This is a genomic window from Pseudomonas sp. Leaf434, from assembly GCF_001425545.1.
In the GTDB taxonomy this organism is placed as follows: domain Bacteria; phylum Pseudomonadota; class Gammaproteobacteria; order Pseudomonadales; family Pseudomonadaceae; genus Aquipseudomonas; species Aquipseudomonas siliginis.
On the sequence record NZ_LMQZ01000009.1, the window covers coordinates 92,762 to 108,386 of the forward strand.

14 protein-coding genes are annotated in these 15,625 nt (G+C 60.7%); 5 read left to right on the forward strand and 9 right to left on the reverse strand.

Features of this window, described 5'->3' with window-relative positions; all coding sequences use genetic code 11:
* Positions 1-8 precede the first annotated feature (8 nt).
* The 3 genes from zapE to ASG55_RS17895 all read right to left on the reverse strand — a co-directional run bounded on the left by zapE (position 9) and on the right by ASG55_RS17895 (position 2,606).
* Positions 9-1,139: a cell division protein ZapE gene (gene zapE, locus ASG55_RS17885; RefSeq protein ID WP_056788800.1), complete on the reverse strand. Its 1,131-nt coding sequence runs from the start codon at positions 1,137-1,139 to the stop codon at positions 9-11.
* Between the two features lie 208 nt (positions 1,140-1,347).
* Positions 1,348-2,103 (reverse strand): anti-sigma factor family protein, encoded by a 756-nt coding sequence (locus ASG55_RS17890; protein ID WP_056788803.1) that lies wholly within the window; start codon positions 2,101-2,103, stop codon positions 1,348-1,350.
* Positions 2,100-2,606, reverse strand: a complete 507-nt coding sequence (locus tag ASG55_RS17895; protein ID WP_056788806.1) for an RNA polymerase sigma factor — start codon at positions 2,604-2,606, stop codon at positions 2,100-2,102. The genes ASG55_RS17890 and ASG55_RS17895 overlap by 4 nt, the downstream gene beginning before the upstream one ends.
* 156 nt (positions 2,607-2,762) lie before the next feature.
* Here ASG55_RS17895 and ASG55_RS17900 point away from each other — a divergent pair, with 156 nt between their 5' ends.
* Positions 2,763-3,869, forward strand: a complete 1,107-nt coding sequence (locus ASG55_RS17900; protein ID WP_056788810.1) for a catalase family peroxidase — start codon at positions 2,763-2,765, stop codon at positions 3,867-3,869.
* Positions 3,866-4,411, forward strand: a complete 546-nt coding sequence (locus tag ASG55_RS17905) for a cytochrome b (protein WP_041477122.1) — start codon at positions 3,866-3,868, stop codon at positions 4,409-4,411. The genes ASG55_RS17900 and ASG55_RS17905 overlap by 4 nt, the downstream gene beginning before the upstream one ends.
* A gap of 59 nt (positions 4,412-4,470) precedes the next feature.
* Here ASG55_RS17905 and ASG55_RS17910 read toward each other — a convergent pair whose 3' ends face one another.
* Positions 4,471-5,622, reverse strand: coding sequence for a M14 family metallopeptidase (locus ASG55_RS17910; protein ID WP_056788813.1), 1,152 nt, complete (start codon positions 5,620-5,622; stop codon positions 4,471-4,473).
* Positions 5,623-5,717: 95 nt separating this feature from the next.
* On the opposite strand from ASG55_RS17910, the gene ASG55_RS26860 reads away from it, so the two are divergent.
* Positions 5,718-5,936, forward strand: a complete 219-nt coding sequence (locus ASG55_RS26860) for a hypothetical protein (protein ID WP_143979101.1) — start codon at positions 5,718-5,720, stop codon at positions 5,934-5,936.
* 104 nt (positions 5,937-6,040) lie between these two features.
* Here ASG55_RS26860 and ASG55_RS17915 read toward each other — a convergent pair whose 3' ends face one another.
* The gene (locus ASG55_RS17915) at positions 6,041-6,439 is read right to left on the reverse strand and encodes a DUF6124 family protein (RefSeq protein ID WP_056789870.1); all 399 of its coding nucleotides are present in this window, start codon (positions 6,437-6,439) and stop codon (positions 6,041-6,043) included.
* A 130-nt stretch (positions 6,440-6,569) separates the two neighbouring features.
* On the opposite strand from ASG55_RS17915, the gene ASG55_RS17920 reads away from it, so the two are divergent.
* Positions 6,570-7,229 carry a LexA family protein gene (locus tag ASG55_RS17920; protein WP_056788814.1) on the forward strand — a complete coding sequence of 220 codons (660 nt, stop codon included), beginning with the start codon at positions 6,570-6,572 and terminating at the stop codon, positions 7,227-7,229.
* A gap of 42 nt (positions 7,230-7,271) precedes the next feature.
* Here the strand turns inward: ASG55_RS17920 and ASG55_RS17925 are convergent, their stop codons facing one another.
* From ASG55_RS17925 to ASG55_RS17940, 4 genes are all read right to left on the reverse strand, one after another.
* Positions 7,272-9,221 carry an acetyl-CoA carboxylase biotin carboxylase subunit gene (locus ASG55_RS17925; RefSeq protein WP_056788817.1) on the reverse strand — a complete coding sequence of 650 codons (1,950 nt, stop codon included), beginning with the start codon at positions 9,219-9,221 and terminating at the stop codon, positions 7,272-7,274.
* Positions 9,221-10,033, reverse strand: coding sequence for a gamma-carboxygeranoyl-CoA hydratase (locus ASG55_RS17930; protein WP_056788821.1), 813 nt, complete (start codon positions 10,031-10,033; stop codon positions 9,221-9,223). Before ASG55_RS17930 ends, ASG55_RS17925 begins: the two co-directional genes overlap by 1 nt.
* Before the next feature lie 120 nt (positions 10,034-10,153).
* Positions 10,154-11,758, reverse strand: coding sequence for a carboxyl transferase domain-containing protein (locus ASG55_RS17935; RefSeq protein ID WP_056788823.1), 1,605 nt, complete (start codon positions 11,756-11,758; stop codon positions 10,154-10,156).
* Positions 11,759-11,858: 100 nt separating this feature from the next.
* The gene (locus ASG55_RS17940; RefSeq protein WP_056788827.1) at positions 11,859-13,022 is read right to left on the reverse strand and encodes an isovaleryl-CoA dehydrogenase; all 1,164 of its coding nucleotides are present in this window, start codon (positions 13,020-13,022) and stop codon (positions 11,859-11,861) included.
* Positions 13,023-13,322: 300 nt separating this feature from the next.
* On the opposite strand from ASG55_RS17940, the gene ASG55_RS17945 reads away from it, so the two are divergent.
* Entirely contained in the window at positions 13,323-15,020 is a 1,698-nt protein-coding gene (locus ASG55_RS17945; protein WP_056788830.1) for an AMP-binding protein, read from the forward strand.
* Positions 15,021-15,625: the final 605 nt, after the last annotated feature.

Genomic DNA, 15,625 nt, shown 5'->3' on the forward strand with positions numbered 1-15,625 from the left:
GTAGGGTGTCAGTTGGGAGCGTGGATTTCCTGCAATTGCCCCAACCGGCTGCGCGTGCGCGCCAGGTCGATGGCGTGACCTTCCAGGCTCTGGCCCAGCGGCAGTTGGCCGAGCAGGGTCAGGTGCTTGTCCTGATCGTAGAGCACGTCGATCAGATTGATGAAGCGCTGTTGCACGGCGATCGGACACTCGCCGAGCGGCGGCAGGTCATCGATGATCCACTGGTCGAAACGCTGGCACAGTTGCAGATAATCCATCACTGCCGTTGGCTGTTCGCACAGGTCGTTGAAGGTGAACCCGACTCGCCGGCCTTGGCAGAAACGGGCCTGAAGCTGGCGTTTGCCAACTTCGAGGGCAAGGGCAGGCGCATCGGCTGGTGGCAGGTCCTGGGCCTGGCGCTGGGCTGTTGTAGCCGGCCAGACGTAATGCCCTTGGGTAAACACTTGATGCGAATGCTGGCGGTTCAGCGTGCGGTAGTCGTGGGCGCCGCCGACTTCCATCACCTGCATGCGCGTGTTGATCAGCTCGATCACCGGTTTGAAGCGTGCGTGATACAGCGGATTGGGCAGCAGGCCTTCCGGCGCGTAGTTGGAGGTTACCAGCAACATGATCCGCCGTTTGAACAGGGCTTTGAACAGCCGCGTGATCAGCATCGCGTCGCCGATGTCGTGCACATGAAATTCGTCGAAACACAGCACCTGGCAATCTTCCAGCAACTCATCCAGGGTGATTTCCAGCGCGTCTTCCTGCAGGCGGTGACGGAACATGCCGTCGTGCAGCCGGGCAAAAAACTGATGGAAGTGCAGGCGACGTTTGCGCGTGATCGGCAGCGCCTGGAAAAAACCGTCGAGCAACCAGCTCTTGCCGCGCCCGACGGCTCCGTACAGGTACAGACTCGGCGGTGTGTGGCCGCTGTCGCCCAGCAGTACGCTGGCCTGCTGCGCCATGCAGTCGATGACGTGCTGCTGACTGCGGCTGAGGGTGTAGCCCTGGCTTTTGGCCTTGTCGCGGAAATAATCGCGGATGGTCGCGGCATGAGCATCGTGCCCGGCGCTGACGGGCAGGCTTTTGCCGAACAGGCGGCGCAACAACGGCCAGCGTTGGCTCAGTCGTGATCGTTTCGGCGTTCGGGCGGGCACGCGGGAAAGGCTCCTGGTTGATCGGGCGGGCTCCACCGGGAGCGCGGTGGCCCAAGTGTAACCAGAGCTCAGGGGCTGGCTCCATGAAATATGTGCACGGTCCCCTGTAGGAGCTGACGAGTGCAACGAGGCTGCGATCTTTTGATCTGGGTTGCCGCCAACAGATCGCAGCCTCGTTGCACTCGTCAGCTCCTACCAGAGGCGGATTTCAGAACGGTGGCGATTGCTTGAGCAACTCTGCTGCCGGCGAGTCGGTCGGGCTGACCACCGCATAGTTGTAGCCCGGCCCTGACCAGTAATCGGCCTGCAGATCGCCATCGCTGCGCGAACCGCGCGGCAGCAGGGTGTTTTTCGGCCCCGGTGGACGCAGGTAGAAACTGACCTTGTGACCGCTGCCATCCTCATACATCACCATCGCCGCCGCGCCTTCATCGGTGCTGAGCAAACGCCCGCTGACCGGCTCGAATCCGGCAGCTTTCAAGTCCGGCAAGCGCCCGGCGCCGCTGAAGTAGCGGTCGAGCCAACGCTGCATGTCGCCGTCGCTGTCGACCTTGTAATCGGCGGGCAGTACGCCTTGCTGGGCGATCAGGCGATAGGCTTGCAACGCGTCAGTCATCGGCAATTGCGCAGGGCGCGCCAGGGTCATTTCCCGCGCCTGCCAGCCACTGAAACCGCCAATGCTCACGGCAATCAGCAACACCGCCGCGCTGGCCAGGTGCCGACGGGACTGCTGGCGACGGCGCTGGCGAATCATCATCGGGTCAAGCGCCGGATTGGCCGGTTGCTGCAACGCGCCACTCAGCGCTGCGCGCAATTGCTGGGCGTCGCGTTGCCAGGCGCGAACCTGCGCCGCTTCTTCAGGGTGGCTGGCCAGCCAGGTTTCGAGCACGCGCCGATCGGCGTCGCTGAGCTGGTGGTCGATGTAGGCGTGCAAATCACGTTCGTTGGGAGGCAGGCTGATCATTTGAGTATCCGCAAGGAAGGGCTGCTGATTTCGCCGTCGCTGAGTTGGCGCAAGGCCTGGCGGGCGCGGGACAGGCGCGACATCACGGTGCCGATCGGGGCGCCGAGGATCTCGGCGACCTCTTTATAGGACAGGCCTTCCACCGAGACCATCAGCAGCAAAGCGCGCTGTTCGGTCGGCAGGCGTTCGAAGGCTTGCAGGGTCGACTGGGCAATCACCGTGCGTTCCACAGACGGCTCGGCATCGTCGCGACCGGTGAAAAATTCCAGCATCCGCGCATAGCGCCGCGAACGACGGTGCGCATCGAGAAATTGCCGATAGAGGATCGCGAACAGCCAGGCGCGCACGTCGCCGTCAGCGCGTTTTTCGCCCCACGCCGAGAGTGCCCGCTCGAGGCTGGCCTGGACCAGATCGTCAGCGCTGCTGCTGTTGCGCGTCAACGACACGGCGAAGCGGCGCAATCTGGGAATGATTTCTCTCAACTGTTCGTCGAATTCGCTCATGAATGTCTGCTGGTCGCTACGCTGTGGACTAGGAAGACGCCCGTCAGCGCAGGTTATTCCCCGTGCGCAAAAATAAATACCGCGCCGTGGAATAAACCCGGACGGGGTGCGTCTTGCTGACTCTTTCCACTTGTGGCCGATGGCCTGGAGATATTCATGGTTGATCGCTCGTCCCCAAACGCTGCACCGCCCGGCAGGCCGCCGCGCGAGACACTGAGCTCCGCGAGCCTGGTTTTACGTCTGGGCGGCATTGCCGTGATTGTCGCCGCCGTGGCCGGGGCGTTTGCCTACGTGCATGGCAACCTTGACCCGCAACGATTGACGCCAAAAGCGTTGGTCGATGTGCTGGAAAAGAACAACGGCGTGCATCCCGGCTTTCGTCGCAATCACGCCAAGGGTGTCTGCGTGATCGGCCATTTCGAAAGCAGCGGCGAGGCGCGCGCGTTCTCCACGGCACAGCTGTTCAACCTGCCACAGACACCGGTGGTGGGGCGTTTCGCCTTGCCGGCCGGCAATCCCTACGCGCCGGACAGCGCCGTACCGATCCGCAGCCTGGCGCTGCGCTTCACCCAGGCGAACGGTCAGCAATGGCGCACCGGGATGAACAGCATGCCGGTGTTTCCGGTGGGCACGCCCGAAGCGTTCTACCAATTGCAGCAGGCGCAGTCGCCGGATCCAGCCACCGGCAAGCCAGACCCGACGAAGGTGCCGGCGTTTTTTGCCGCACATCCGGAAGCCGTGCCGTTTCTGACGTGGGTGAAGACCGCCAAGCCTTCGGCCAGCTACGCCACCGAAACCTATAACAGCATCAATGCGTTCTATCTGGTCGATGGCAACGGTAAAAAACAGGCCGTACGCTGGAGCATGACGCCGCTGGCGCAGGACGCGGCGGGTGCCACGGCTCCTGAAGGCGCGGACTTTCTCGAGAAGGATCTGGTGCAACGCCTGGCCGCCGCACCCTTGCGCTTTCAGTTGAACATCACCCTGGCCAACGCCGGTGACCCGGTGAACGATGCCAGCAAGACCTGGCCCGCAGATCGCAAAGTGCTGAACGCCGGAACCCTGGTGCTGGAGAAGACCCAGCCGCAACTCAGTGGCGAGTGCCGTGACATCAACTACGATCCGCTGGTGCTGCCGGCCGGGATTCAAGGCTCGGAAGATCCACTGCTGGCCGCGCGTTCTGCCGGCTATGCCGATTCCTACCTGCGTCGCACCAGCGAAGTCAGCCAGTTGCCCGCCGCCAAACAGGAGGCTCGTCCATGAACAAGCAACCGACGCATTTCGTTTTGCTGGCGCGCCTGCTGCACTGGCTGATGGCGCTGATGATCATCGCCATGCTGTTTATCGGCGCGGGCATGGTCACTTCGGTGTCGTCTCGCCATGAATGGCTGATTCATCTGCACAAGCCGCTGGGCATCGCGATTCTGGCGCTGGTGATCGTGCGCCTGCTGGTGCGCTTCACCACGCGCCAACCGCCGCTGCCGGATGATCTGCCGGGCTGGCAGGTGCTCGCAGCCAAGGCTTCCCACGTCTTGTTGTATGCGTTGATGCTGGTGTTGCCGTTGCTCGGCTGGGCGATGATCAGTGCCTCGGGCGAGCCAGTGATGCTGACGTCGTCGCTGCATCTGCCGTCGATTGTGCCGGCCGATGCGCAACTGTTTGCGTTGCTGCGCAAGTCCCATGGCTATCTGGCGTATCTGCTGTTTCTGACAGTGCTGCTGCACCTGGCGGCGGCGCTGTTCCATGGCTGGGTGCGTCGTGACGAAGTGCTCGACAGCATGTTGCGCGGGCGCGATCGCGGCTGACCCTATAACGCAAAAGATCGCAGGCCGGCTGCGATCTTTTGTTGTTGCAGGGAAGGGGATCAGCGCAGGGTGTCGACCATGTCGGCGAGGGTGGTCAACACGTCTTTACCCAGTTGCTTGGAACGTTTGCCCGACCAGCCGGTGATCTTGTCCGGGTGGTCGTCGTGGTCCTTGAACGGCATCTCCAGGGTCAGCGACAGGCAGTCGTATTTCTGTCCGACGCTGTTGCAGGCCAGGGTCATGTTGGCCTGTCCCGGTTCGTCGCGGGTGTAGCCATAGGTGGTCTGGAAGTCTTTGGTGGTGTGCTTCAAGTGGCTGCGGAAATGCTCTTCAAGCTTTTCGATGCGCGGCGTAAAACCAGGATTGCCTTCACAGCCGGCGGTGAAAACGTGAGGTATGGTTTCGTCGCCGTGTACGTCGATAAACGCATCGACGCCATACTTTTGCATCTGCTGCTGAACGAATAGCACTTCCGGGCTGATGTCCTGGCTGGCGTTCTGCCAGGCCCGGTTCAAGTCCTGCCCCATGGCATTGGTGCGCAGGTGGCCGTGGAACGCGCCGTCCGGGTTCATGTTCGGCACCAGATACAGATCGGCGCTGGCCAGCAGTTTGTTCAATACCGGATCGTCCTGTCGTTCCAGACGCTCGATCACACCTTCCATGAACCATTCAGCCATGTGCTCGCCCGGATGCTGCTGGGCGATGATCCAGATTTTGCGCTGGCCTTCGGCACCGGTGCCTTTGCGCAGCAGCTGAATGTCGCGGCCCTCGACACTTTTGCCGGTCGCCAGCAATTCGGTGCCAGCCTTGCTTAGCGCTTGCTCGATCAACCAGTCGTGGCGGCCGCGGCTGTAGGGTTCGAAGTAGGCGAACCAGGCGTGGGTCTGTTCCGCTTCGAGGCAGAAGCGCAGGCTGTCGCCTTCGAAGCTGGTGGGGATGCGGAACCAGTTGACGTGATCATACGACGCCACCGCTTGATAGCCCGGCCAGCCTTTGCTGTAGGTCGATTGGCTGGCGTTGACCAGGCGAAACCAGTGTTCCTGGTGCACATGCAGGCCGCTGGCCTTGAAGTGGAACCACTGAAAATGAGCGCTGCGGGTGTCCGGGCGGATGGCCAGGACGGGACTGAGCGGGTTGCTGATATCGATGACTTGGATATTGCCGCTGTCGAAATTGGCGCTGATGTCGAACGAAGATTTGGCCACGGTCATGGTCGGTTCCTGATCAGGATTTTTATGACCGGTACTTTACACGCAGGCAGGGCTGAAACCGAGGGGAATCGCGGGTGTAGCGGGGGGCGTCTTCCGTGACGCGCCAGCAGCTTAGAGGCTATGCGATTGATTCTCAAGTGCTGATTGCCATTAGTTTCGCCCAATGTGGCTGGGCTCGGCTTGCCAATCAATATTCTTTTGATATTATCCGCGCCATCGAATTTGCAGCACCCAAAGACTTCATTAGCCTGAAGACACAAGCCCGAAAAACGGGCAAAAAAAGACCCGGCAAAAAGCCGGGTCAAAAACCGTGATTAGCCTGATGAGGAGATAGTCCAGAAGACCGACCTAAGGTCTCTGGTCCATCGACTGATCTCGCGACCAGCTGCTTGCAATAATAATCATTATCATTTGCAAGTCAAATGTTTTTATCTGCGCGATGGGAAAATTCTTTCCTGTCCGCCCGTACCTTGTCCGCCGTGACTTCATCGTTGTCGATCGAATGGTCGACCATCGCCCGCGCCATATCCACCATGTGCACCACCGAAAAGGCCAGATCGCGACTGGTGCCTTGCAGGTTTTCTGCGGCCTTGAACGCGGTGGCGGCCGCACATCGCAACAGATCCGAGGCATGCACCAGTGCTTCCTCGCCGCTGAGATGGCCTTTGACATTGAAAAAACGTTCGTCCGTCTCGGATTTCGAAACAGTCGGTTTCAAGTAGTAGTCCAGCGCGCGCTGTGCGGCGGCATTGCCCTGAGGGGAGGTGAAGCTGGTGTCAATTTGCAGATCGGGCATGTCTTTGCTGCTGATGTTCATCATGAAACGTCACTCCATGTTCGATTGAAAGTCCGTTACTCTAGGATAGTACCGCCTGTATTTGTGACTAGGATTTAAATACTACAATATGTGTTTTGCCGGTCGAAGACGTCCGCGTAAGGTGCGGCACATGGATAAATGGATTGAGTTGGTCAAGGCCAAGATGAGTGAACTCAAAGTCACTCAAACAGAGCTCGGAGAGCGCGTCGGCATGTCCCAGGGCGGGATCGGTCATTGGCTGAACAAGCGTCGCGAACCCGGTGTTACCGAAATGAACCGCGTGCTCAAGGCGCTGGGAATGGACTTCCTCGAAGTCGTTCTGGTGATCCGCGAACCGCAGCCGACGCCGGAAGACGAGATGCCGCTGGCGCAGAAGTACAACCCGTACTTCCGTTATCCGGTCTGCGATTGGCGTGCACCGTGCGAAGTGCGTGACACTGTGGCGAGCTATCCCGGAGCATCAGCGAAGCAGCGCTTCGAACTGACGGATTACCACGCTCGCGGCGGTGCGGCGTTCTGGCTGACGGTGACGGGGGATTCGATGACCGCGCCGAGCGGCCAGAGCGTTGCCGAGGGCATGCTGATTCTGGTCGATCCGGAGTTGGAGGCAGTGCCCGGCAAACTGGTGATCGCCCAGTGGCCGGACAGCGAAGAAGCGATTTTCCGCAAACTCGACGAACAGGCCGGCCAGCGTTACCTGGTTCCGCTCAATCCAACCTGGCCGAAAACCCTGCTCACCGATGAATGCCGGATTATCGGCGTGGTGGTTCAGGCGACGGCGCGTTACTGAACGGATCGATCCTCGCTCAAGGCCAGGATCGATCCTTTTATTTCATCCCTCTTTCAGTTCAACCAAAGCGCTGCCTTCGCTGACCATATCGCCTTCCTGGCAATACAGCGCTTTGATCACACCGGCGTGCGGCGCGCGGATGCTGTGTTCCATCTTCATGGCTTCAAGCACCACCAGTTGCGCCCCGGCCTCAACCGACTGTCCCGTTTCGACCAGCACGCGCACGATGCTGCCGTTCATTGGCGCGGTCAGACCGCCCTGATGGCTGTGGCTGGCTTCGACGGCACTGATCGGATCGAACGCTTCGATGCGCCGCAACTCGCCCTCCCATTCCAGATACAACGCGCCGCCCTGACGAATCGCCCGCAATGTGCGGCGCACGCCGTCATGCTCGATGGTCAGCGCCTCGCCCAGCAGTTCTGCATGGGCCGCAGTTCTCAAGGTCAACGCGCGATCCTGTCCCTCGCAACTCAAATGCACGGTGATTTGCGCCGGCAAACCTGCGCGCAAACCACTGCTGCAAGACCAGGGGGAGGCGGGATCATCCGCCCGCGCACGCTTCGGCAGACTCTGCGCAAACGCCTGCTCCGCCGCCTGCCAGAACTCATCGGTCAACGCGGCTGGTGCTGGCAGCAATTGCTCCTGATAGCGCGGGATAAACCCGGTATCCAGCTCTGCCGCCGCAAACGCCGGATGCGCGATGATCCGGCGCAGGAAATTGATGTTGGTCCTCAGCCCGCCAATCGCAAACTCGTCGAGCATGCTCAACAGACGCAAGCGTGCCTGCTCGCGATCTTCACCCCAAGCAATCAGCTTGCCGAGCATCGGATCGTAGAACGGCGAAATCTCGTCACCTTCCTCAACGCCGCTGTCTACCCGCCGCCCCGGTCCCTGCGCCGATTCGCGGTACAAGTCCAGACGCCCGGTGGCCGGCAGGAAATCATTCGCCGGATCTTCGGCATACAAACGCACTTCGATCGCGTGACCATTGAGTGGCACCTGCGCTTGGGTGATCGGCAGCGCTTCCCCACGGGCGACGCGAATCTGCCAGGCGACCAGATCGAGCCCGGTGATTGCTTCTGTTACCGGGTGCTCGACTTGCAGCCGCGTGTTCATCTCCATGAAGAAAAACTCGCCGCGCGCATCCAGCAAAAACTCCACGGTGCCGGCGCCGACATAACCGATCGCCTGCGCCGAACGCACAGCCGCCTCGCCCATTGCCCGGCGCAACTCGGGCGTCAGACCCGGCGCCGGGGCCTCTTCGACGACTTTCTGGTGCCGACGCTGGATCGAGCAGTCGCGCTCGTTGAGGTACAGGCAGTTGCCGTGCTGATCGGCGAACACCTGAATTTCCACATGACGTGGCTTGAGCAAATACTTTTCCACCAACATCCGCGAGTCGCCAAACGACGATTGCGCTTCGCGCTGCGCCGAGGCGAGGGCTTCAGCGAGTTGGCTGACATCCTCGACGACTTTCATGCCTTTGCCGCCACCACCCGCAGTGGCCTTGAGCAGCACCGGATAACCGATGCGTTCGCAGGCTTCGCGGAAGGTGTCGAGGTCCTGCGCTTCGCCGTGATAGCCCGGCACCAGTGGCACGCCGGCCTTTTCCATCAGCGCTTTGGCGGCGGATTTGCTGCCCATCGCATCGATGGCCGAGGCGGGCGGGCCGAGGAAGATCAGTCCGGCGGCTTCGATGGCGCGGGCGAATCCAGCGTTTTCCGAGAGAAAGCCATAGCCGGGATGAATCGCCTGGGCACCGCTGGCCTTGGCGGCGGCGATCAATTTATCGATTTGCAGATAACTCTCGGCAGCCTTGCTGCCGCCCAGATCCACGCGGATATCGGCTTCACGGCTGTGCCGCGCATCGCGGTCGGTGGCGCTATGCACGGCGACGGTGGTCAGGCCCAAGGCCTTGGCGGTGCGCATCACGCGGCAGGCGATTTCGCCGCGGTTGGCCACCAGCAGAGTGGTAATCACAGGTGCGCTCATCAACGCGACTCCTTGGTGGATGCGGCTTGCCAGTTCGGTGGGCGTTTTTGCAGGAAGGCGCGCAAGCCTTCCTGGCCTTCGGCGCTGACGCGAATCCGCGCGATGGCATTTTCGGTATAGCGCCGCAGGGCCGGGGTCAGCGCGCCGTTGCCGACTTCGCGCAGCAAGTCCTTGCTGGCGCGCATGGCCGCGGGGCTGTTGAGCAACAGGTTGTCGATCCACTGTTCGACCTGTTGCTCCAGTTCCGCCGCAGGATAGCTTTCGGCGAGCAAGCCAATCTCCCGCGCCCGCTGCCCGCTGAAGCGCTCGGCAGTCAGCGCATAGCGCCGTGCCGCACGCTCACCGATCGCTTGCACCACGAACGGGCTGATTACCGCTGGCGCCAGACCGATGCGCACTTCCGACAGGCAGAACTGCGCGTCATCGGCGCCGATCGCCATGTCACAGCAACTGATCAAGCCCAGCGCGCCACCAAACGCCGCGCCCTGAACCACAGCCAGAGTGGGGATTTTCAGCTTGGCGAGGTTGTACATCAGCTCGGCCAGTTCGCGGGCATCGTCAAGATTGGTGTGGTAATCGAGTTCTGCCGATCGCTGCATCCAGGCCAGGTCGGCACCGGCACTGAAATGCTTGCCACGCCCGCGCAGCAGCAGGAAACGCAGGTTCGAATCGCTGGCGACCTTGTCGAGGGCGAGGATCAGTTCGCGGATCATCTCGGCGTTGAACGCGTTGTTTTTCTCCGCGCGATTTAGCCACAGCGTCGCGAAACCGCGTGGGTCGTTTTGCAGTTCGAGGGTATTGAAGTCGCTCATATTCATCCGTCTCCACGGTTCTTGTGGGAGCGAGCCTGCTCGCGAAAGCGGGGTATCAGTCGATCTATCCGCTGCCTGACAGAGCGCATTCGCGAGCAGGCTCGCTCCCACAAAAAAACATCACATCCGGAACACGCCGAAGCGGCTCGGTTCGATTGGCGCGTTCAGCGACGCGGACAAGGCCAGGGCCAGTACGTCGCGGGTCTGCGCCGGATCGATGACGCCGTCGTCCCACAGCCGCGCGCTGGAATAGTAGGGGTGACCCTGTTCTTCGTACTGGTCGAGAATCGGCTGCTTGATCTCGGTCTCCTGCTCGGCGCTGAACGCCTGACCGCTGCGTTCGGCCTGTTCGCGCTTGACCTGCACCAGCACACCGGCAGCCTGTTCGGCGCCCATCACGCCAATCCGCGCGTTCGGCCACATCCACAAGAAACGCGGATCGTAAGCGCGACCGCACATGCCGTAGTTGCCGGCACCGAAGCTGCCGCCGATGATCACGGTGAATTTCGGCACTTTGGCGCAGGCCACCGCGGTCACCAGTTTCGCGCCGTGCTTGGCGATGCCGCCGGCTTCGTACTTCTGGCCGACCATGAAACCGGTGATGTTCTGCAGAAACAGCAGCGGGATGCCGCGCTGGCAGGCCAGTTCGATGAAGTGCGCGCCTTTCTGCGCGGCTTCGGCGAAGAGGATGCCGTTGTTCGCCAGAATCGCGATCGGGTAGCCGTGCAAGTGCGCGAAACCGCAGACCAGCGTGGTGCCGAACAGCGCTTTGAATTCATCGAACACCGAACCGTCGACCAGCCGCGCGATCACTTCGCGCACATCGAATGGCTGCTTGGCGTCAGCCGGAACCACGCCGTACAACTCGTCGCTGGCGTACAGCGGCGCAATCGGCGTGCGTTGCTGCACCTCGCCGAGCTTGCGCCAGTTGAGGTTGGCGACGCTGCGGCGGGCGAGGGCGAGGGCGTGTTCGTCGTTCTCGGCGTAATGGTCAGCCACGCCGGAGGTCTTGCAGTGCACATCGGCGCCGCCGAGGTCTTCGGCGCTGACCACTTCGCCGGTCGCGGCTTTTACCAGCGGCGGGCCGGCGAGGAAAATCGTCGCCTGGTTGCGCACCATGATCGCTTCGTCCGCCATCGCCGGCACATACGCGCCGCCAGCGGTGCACGAGCCCATCACCACGGCGATCTGCGGGATGCCCATGGCGCTCATGTTGGCCTGATTGAAGAATATCCGCCCGAAATGCTCGCGATCCGGAAACACTTCGTCCTGACGCGGCAGATTGGCCCCACCGGAATCCACCAGATAAATGCACGGCAGGCGATTCTGCTGGGCGATGGTCTGCGCGCGCAGGTGTTTTTTCACGGTGAGCGGGTAATACGAGCCACCTTTCACCGTCGCATCGTTGGCGACGATCATGCACTCGACGCCTTCAACGCGACCGATCCCGGCGATCACACCGGCAGCCGGGACGTCTTCGCCATACACGGCGTGAGCCGCCAGTTGGCTGATTTCGAGAAACGGCGAGCCGGGGTCGAGCAAGCGATTGATGCGCTCGCGCGGCAGCAATTTACCCCGCGAGGTGTGGCGTTCCTGCGCTTTGACACCGCCACCCTGCGCGACTTGAGCGAGCAAGGTGTGCAGCGCGTCGACCTGTTTGAGCATCGCCGCACTGTTGGCGGCGAACTCCGCTGAACGCGGGTTGAGCTGAGTGTGCAGAATCATGGGGCTTACTCCGTAAGCAGCTTCTAGCTACAAGCGGCAAGCTGCAGGTTGGGGCAAGAGCGTGGTTCTCTTGCAGCTTGCGGCTTGCAGCTGACGAAATTCATTTCGTCTCGTTGAACAGTTCACGGCCGATCAGCATGCGGCGGATCTCGCTGGTGCCGGCGCCGATTTCGTAGAGCTTGGCGTCGCGCAGCAGGCGGCCGGCGGGGAATTCGTTGATGTAGCCGTTGCCGCCGAGAATCTGGATCGCGTCGAGGGCCATTTGCGTGGCGCGTTCGGCGGTGTAGAGGATCACCCCGGCAGCGTCCTTACGGGTGGTTTCGCCGCGCTCGCAAGCCTGGGCCACCGCGTACAGATAGGCACGGCTGGCATTGAGCTGGGTGTACATGTCGGCGACTTTGCCCTGGATCAGCTGGAATTCGCCGATGCTCTGGCCGAACTGCTTGCGGTCGTGGATGTAGGGCACGATCAGGTCCATGCACGACTGCATGATCCCGGTCGGGCCACCGGAAAGCACCACGCGTTCGTAATCGAGGCCGCTCATCAGCACTTTCACGCCACCGTTGAGCACGCCGAGAATGTTTTCCTCCGGTACTTCGACGTCATCGAAAAACAGCTCGCAGGTGTTGGAGCCGCGCATGCCGAGCTTGTCGAACTTGTTGCTGCGGCTGAAGCCTTTCCAGTCACGCTCGACGATGAACGCAGTAATGCCGTGCGGGCCTTTTTCCAGATCGGTCTTGGCGTAGATCACGTACGTATTGGCGTCAGGGCCGTTGGTGATCCAGGTTTTGCTGCCGTTGAGTACAAAGCGATCGCCGCGTTTGTCGGCGCGCAGCTTCATCGAGACCACGTCGGAACCGGCGTTGGGCTCGCTCATCGCCAGGGCGCCGATGTGCTCGCCGCTGATCAGCTTCGGCAGGTATTTGGTTTTCTGTTCGTGGTTGCCGTTGCGGTTGATCTGGTTGACGCAAAGGTTGGAGTGCGCGCCATAGGACAACGCCACCGACGCCGAGCCACGGCTGATTTCTTCCATCGCCACCACATGCGCCAGATAACCCAGACCTGCGCCGCCGTACTCCTCCGGCACGGTGATGCCGAGCAGGCCCATGTCACCGAATTTGCGCCACATGTCGGCGGGGAACAGGTTGTCGTGGTCGATCTGCGCGGCGCGCGGGGCGATCTGATCGGCGACGAAGGACTGCACCTGATCGCGCAGCATGTCGATGGTTTCACCGAGGGCGAAATTCAGGGATGGATAGCTCATGAGGCACCTTTTGGCTTTTTTATCGGGTGGAGCGCACGACGAATCGGCGTTCAGCTTTACGTTAACGTAAAGCTTCCACAGTTCGACTGTCAATCGGCTTTACGTTAGCGTCAACTTGGGCGAGAGTAAGGACAGTTCAGGATCAGATATCGGTTTGTTTCTGGTGGGAGCGAGCCTGCTCGCGAAAGCGCTGTATCAGTCGCCCTCAAGGCTGAATGACGCAGCGTATTCGCGAGCAGGCTCGCTCCCACAGGGATTCAAAACCGGGAAAACCCACTAATAAAGACAATAGGGGTCGTCATGGATCAACCCAGTGCAAACCCGCAGCGCAGCTACACCCGTGGCTCTCAGGACAAAGCCCTGCTGGCGATGACCATCGGTCAGCGCTTCGATCAGACTGTCGCGCAATACCCGGACGGCGAGGCTTTGGTGGTGCGCCATCAACAGTTGCGTTACTCCTGGCGGCAACTGGCCGAGGCGGTGGATGAGCAGGCCAGGGCCTTGCTCGCACTGGGCTTGCAGACCGGTGATCGCCTCGGTATCTGGGCACCGAATTGCGCGCAGTGGTGCATCACCCAGTTCGCCACGGCGAAGATCGGCGTGATTCTGGTCAACATCAATCCCGCCTACCGCAGCTCCGAACTCGAGTACGTGCTCAAGCAATCCGGCTGCCAGTGGCTGGTCTGTGCCGGAGCGTTCAAGACCTCGAATTACCATGAAATGCTCCAGGGCCTGGCGCCAGAATTGGCCGAGCACGCCATCGGTCAGCTGCGTAGCGAACGCCTGCCGGAGTTGCGCGGCGTGATCAGCCTCGATGCCAATCCGCCGCCGGGTTTTCTGCCGTGGTCGCAGCTCAGCGATCTGGCCGTCAGCGTCTCGCCCGATCAATTGCGCGAACGCAGCGCCAGTCTGCATTTCGATCAACCGGTGAACATCCAGTACACCTCCGGCACCACCGGTTTCCCCAAAGGCGCGACCCTCAGTCACTACAACATTCTCAACAACGGCTACATGGTCGGCGAAAGCCTCGGCCTGACGACTGCCGATCGTCTGGTGATTCCGGTGCCGCTGTATCACTGCTTCGGCATGGTCATGGGCAACCTCGGTTGCGTCACCCATGGCAGCACGATGATCTACCCCAACGACGCTTTCGATCCGGCGCTGACCCTGCAAGCGGTCGCCGAAGAAAAAGCCACGGCGCTGTACGGTGTGCCGACCATGTTTATCGCCATGCTCGATCAGCCGCAGCGGCAGACCTTCGACCTGTCGAGCCTGCGCACCGGGATCATGGCCGGCGCGACCTGTCCGATCGAGGTCATGCGCCGGGTCATCAACGAAATGCACATGAGCGAAGTGCAGATCGCCTACGGCATGACCGAAACCAGTCCGGTGTCGCTGCAGACCGGGCCAGCGGATGAGCTGGAGTTGCGCGTCACCACCGTCGGCCGCACCCAGCCGCAACTGGAAAGCAAGATCATCGACACCGCCGGCAACCTTGTGCCGCGCGGCACCATTGGCGAATTGTGCACGCGCGGTTACAGCGTGATGCTCGGCTACTGGAACAATCCGCAGGCCACCGCCGAAGCCATCGATGAGGCGGGGTGGATGCACACCGGCGACCTGGCGAGCATGAACGATGAGGGTTACGTCAACATCGCCGGGCGTAACAAAGACATGATCATTCGTGGCGGGGAGAACGTTTATCCGCGTGAGCTGGAGGAATTCTTCTTCACCCATCCGGCGGTGGCGGACGTGCAGGTGATCGGTATTCCGTGCTCGCGCTACGGTGAGGAAATCGTCGCCTGGATCAAATTCCACCCCGGCCACAGCGCCTCGGAGCTGGAGCTGCAAGCCTGGTGCAAGGAACGCATCGCCCATTTCAAGACACCGCGTTACTTCAAATTCGTCGACGCGTTTCCGATGACGGTGACGGGCAAGATCCAGAAATTCAGGATGCGTGAGATCAGTATCGAGGAGCTGAAAACAATCGAGGGATAATCACAAAATTTCTGTGGGAGCGAGCCTGCTCGCGAATGCGGTGTGTCATTCAGCGCAAATGTGTCTGGCACACCGTTTTCGCGAGCAGGCTCGCTCCCACAGGGATGCAGTGATAGAGAGACGAATTGCAGAAAGCACAAAGGGGAGCCGAAGCTCCCCTTTAATTTGTCGTTGCGTGCTCTTTTTATTATTGAGGGTCGGTCTGTTGTTGTTTTTGGCAACCGTGGCCCTGTACAGCTTTTTGGCGACCCCCATCCGGGGTCAAGAGCAAACGTATTTTTTTGAGCGCTGATCTGCTTTCTCGTTTAACGATCCAACCGATTCGGGAGCTACCTGAAGGTAGTTTTATTGTTCTCTGCCCGGTTGCGGGTCACTCCTGAGAGCACCCTGAAAAGCACACCTTCTCCAAAAAAATCTGTTAGCTGCGTCTCTGCCGTGTTGTTCTTGTTATGTCAGAGTCGTTTCGTCTTGTTTTTATTGGTTTGCGGCTTTTTATTCTTGTTATGCCATAGAGATAGCAGGTGTCGTGCCAACTTTTAAAAAGTCTTATAAATCAGTGATTTAAGTTTTTCGGGCTTTTTCACCCCAGGGCAAAGCCAGACAAT

Excerpts from the sequence above, each read along its gene's own strand:
- ASG55_RS17890 (WP_056788803.1), bottom strand. The coding sequence starts at position 2,103 with ATGATCAGCCTGCCTCCCAACGAACGTGATTTGCACGCCTACATCGAC.
- ASG55_RS17895 (WP_056788806.1), bottom strand. The coding sequence starts at position 2,606 with ATGAGCGAATTCGACGAACAGTTGAGAGAAATCATTCCCAGATTGCGC.
- ASG55_RS17900 (WP_056788810.1), top strand. The coding sequence starts at position 2,763 with ATGGTTGATCGCTCGTCCCCAAACGCTGCACCGCCCGGCAGGCCGCCG.
- ASG55_RS17905 (WP_041477122.1), top strand. The coding sequence starts at position 3,866 with ATGAACAAGCAACCGACGCATTTCGTTTTGCTGGCGCGCCTGCTGCAC.
- ASG55_RS17910 (WP_056788813.1), bottom strand. The coding sequence starts at position 5,622 with ATGACCGTGGCCAAATCTTCGTTCGACATCAGCGCCAATTTCGACAGC.
- ASG55_RS17915 (WP_056789870.1), bottom strand. The coding sequence starts at position 6,439 with ATGAACATCAGCAGCAAAGACATGCCCGATCTGCAAATTGACACCAGC.
- ASG55_RS17920 (WP_056788814.1), top strand. The coding sequence starts at position 6,570 with ATGGATAAATGGATTGAGTTGGTCAAGGCCAAGATGAGTGAACTCAAA.
- ASG55_RS17925 (WP_056788817.1), bottom strand. The coding sequence starts at position 9,221 with ATGAGCGCACCTGTGATTACCACTCTGCTGGTGGCCAACCGCGGCGAA.
- ASG55_RS17930 (WP_056788821.1), bottom strand. The coding sequence starts at position 10,033 with ATGAGCGACTTCAATACCCTCGAACTGCAAAACGACCCACGCGGTTTC.
- ASG55_RS17935 (WP_056788823.1), bottom strand. The coding sequence starts at position 11,758 with ATGATTCTGCACACTCAGCTCAACCCGCGTTCAGCGGAGTTCGCCGCC.
- ASG55_RS17940 (WP_056788827.1), bottom strand. The coding sequence starts at position 13,022 with ATGAGCTATCCATCCCTGAATTTCGCCCTCGGTGAAACCATCGACATG.
- ASG55_RS17945 (WP_056788830.1), top strand. The coding sequence starts at position 13,323 with ATGGATCAACCCAGTGCAAACCCGCAGCGCAGCTACACCCGTGGCTCT.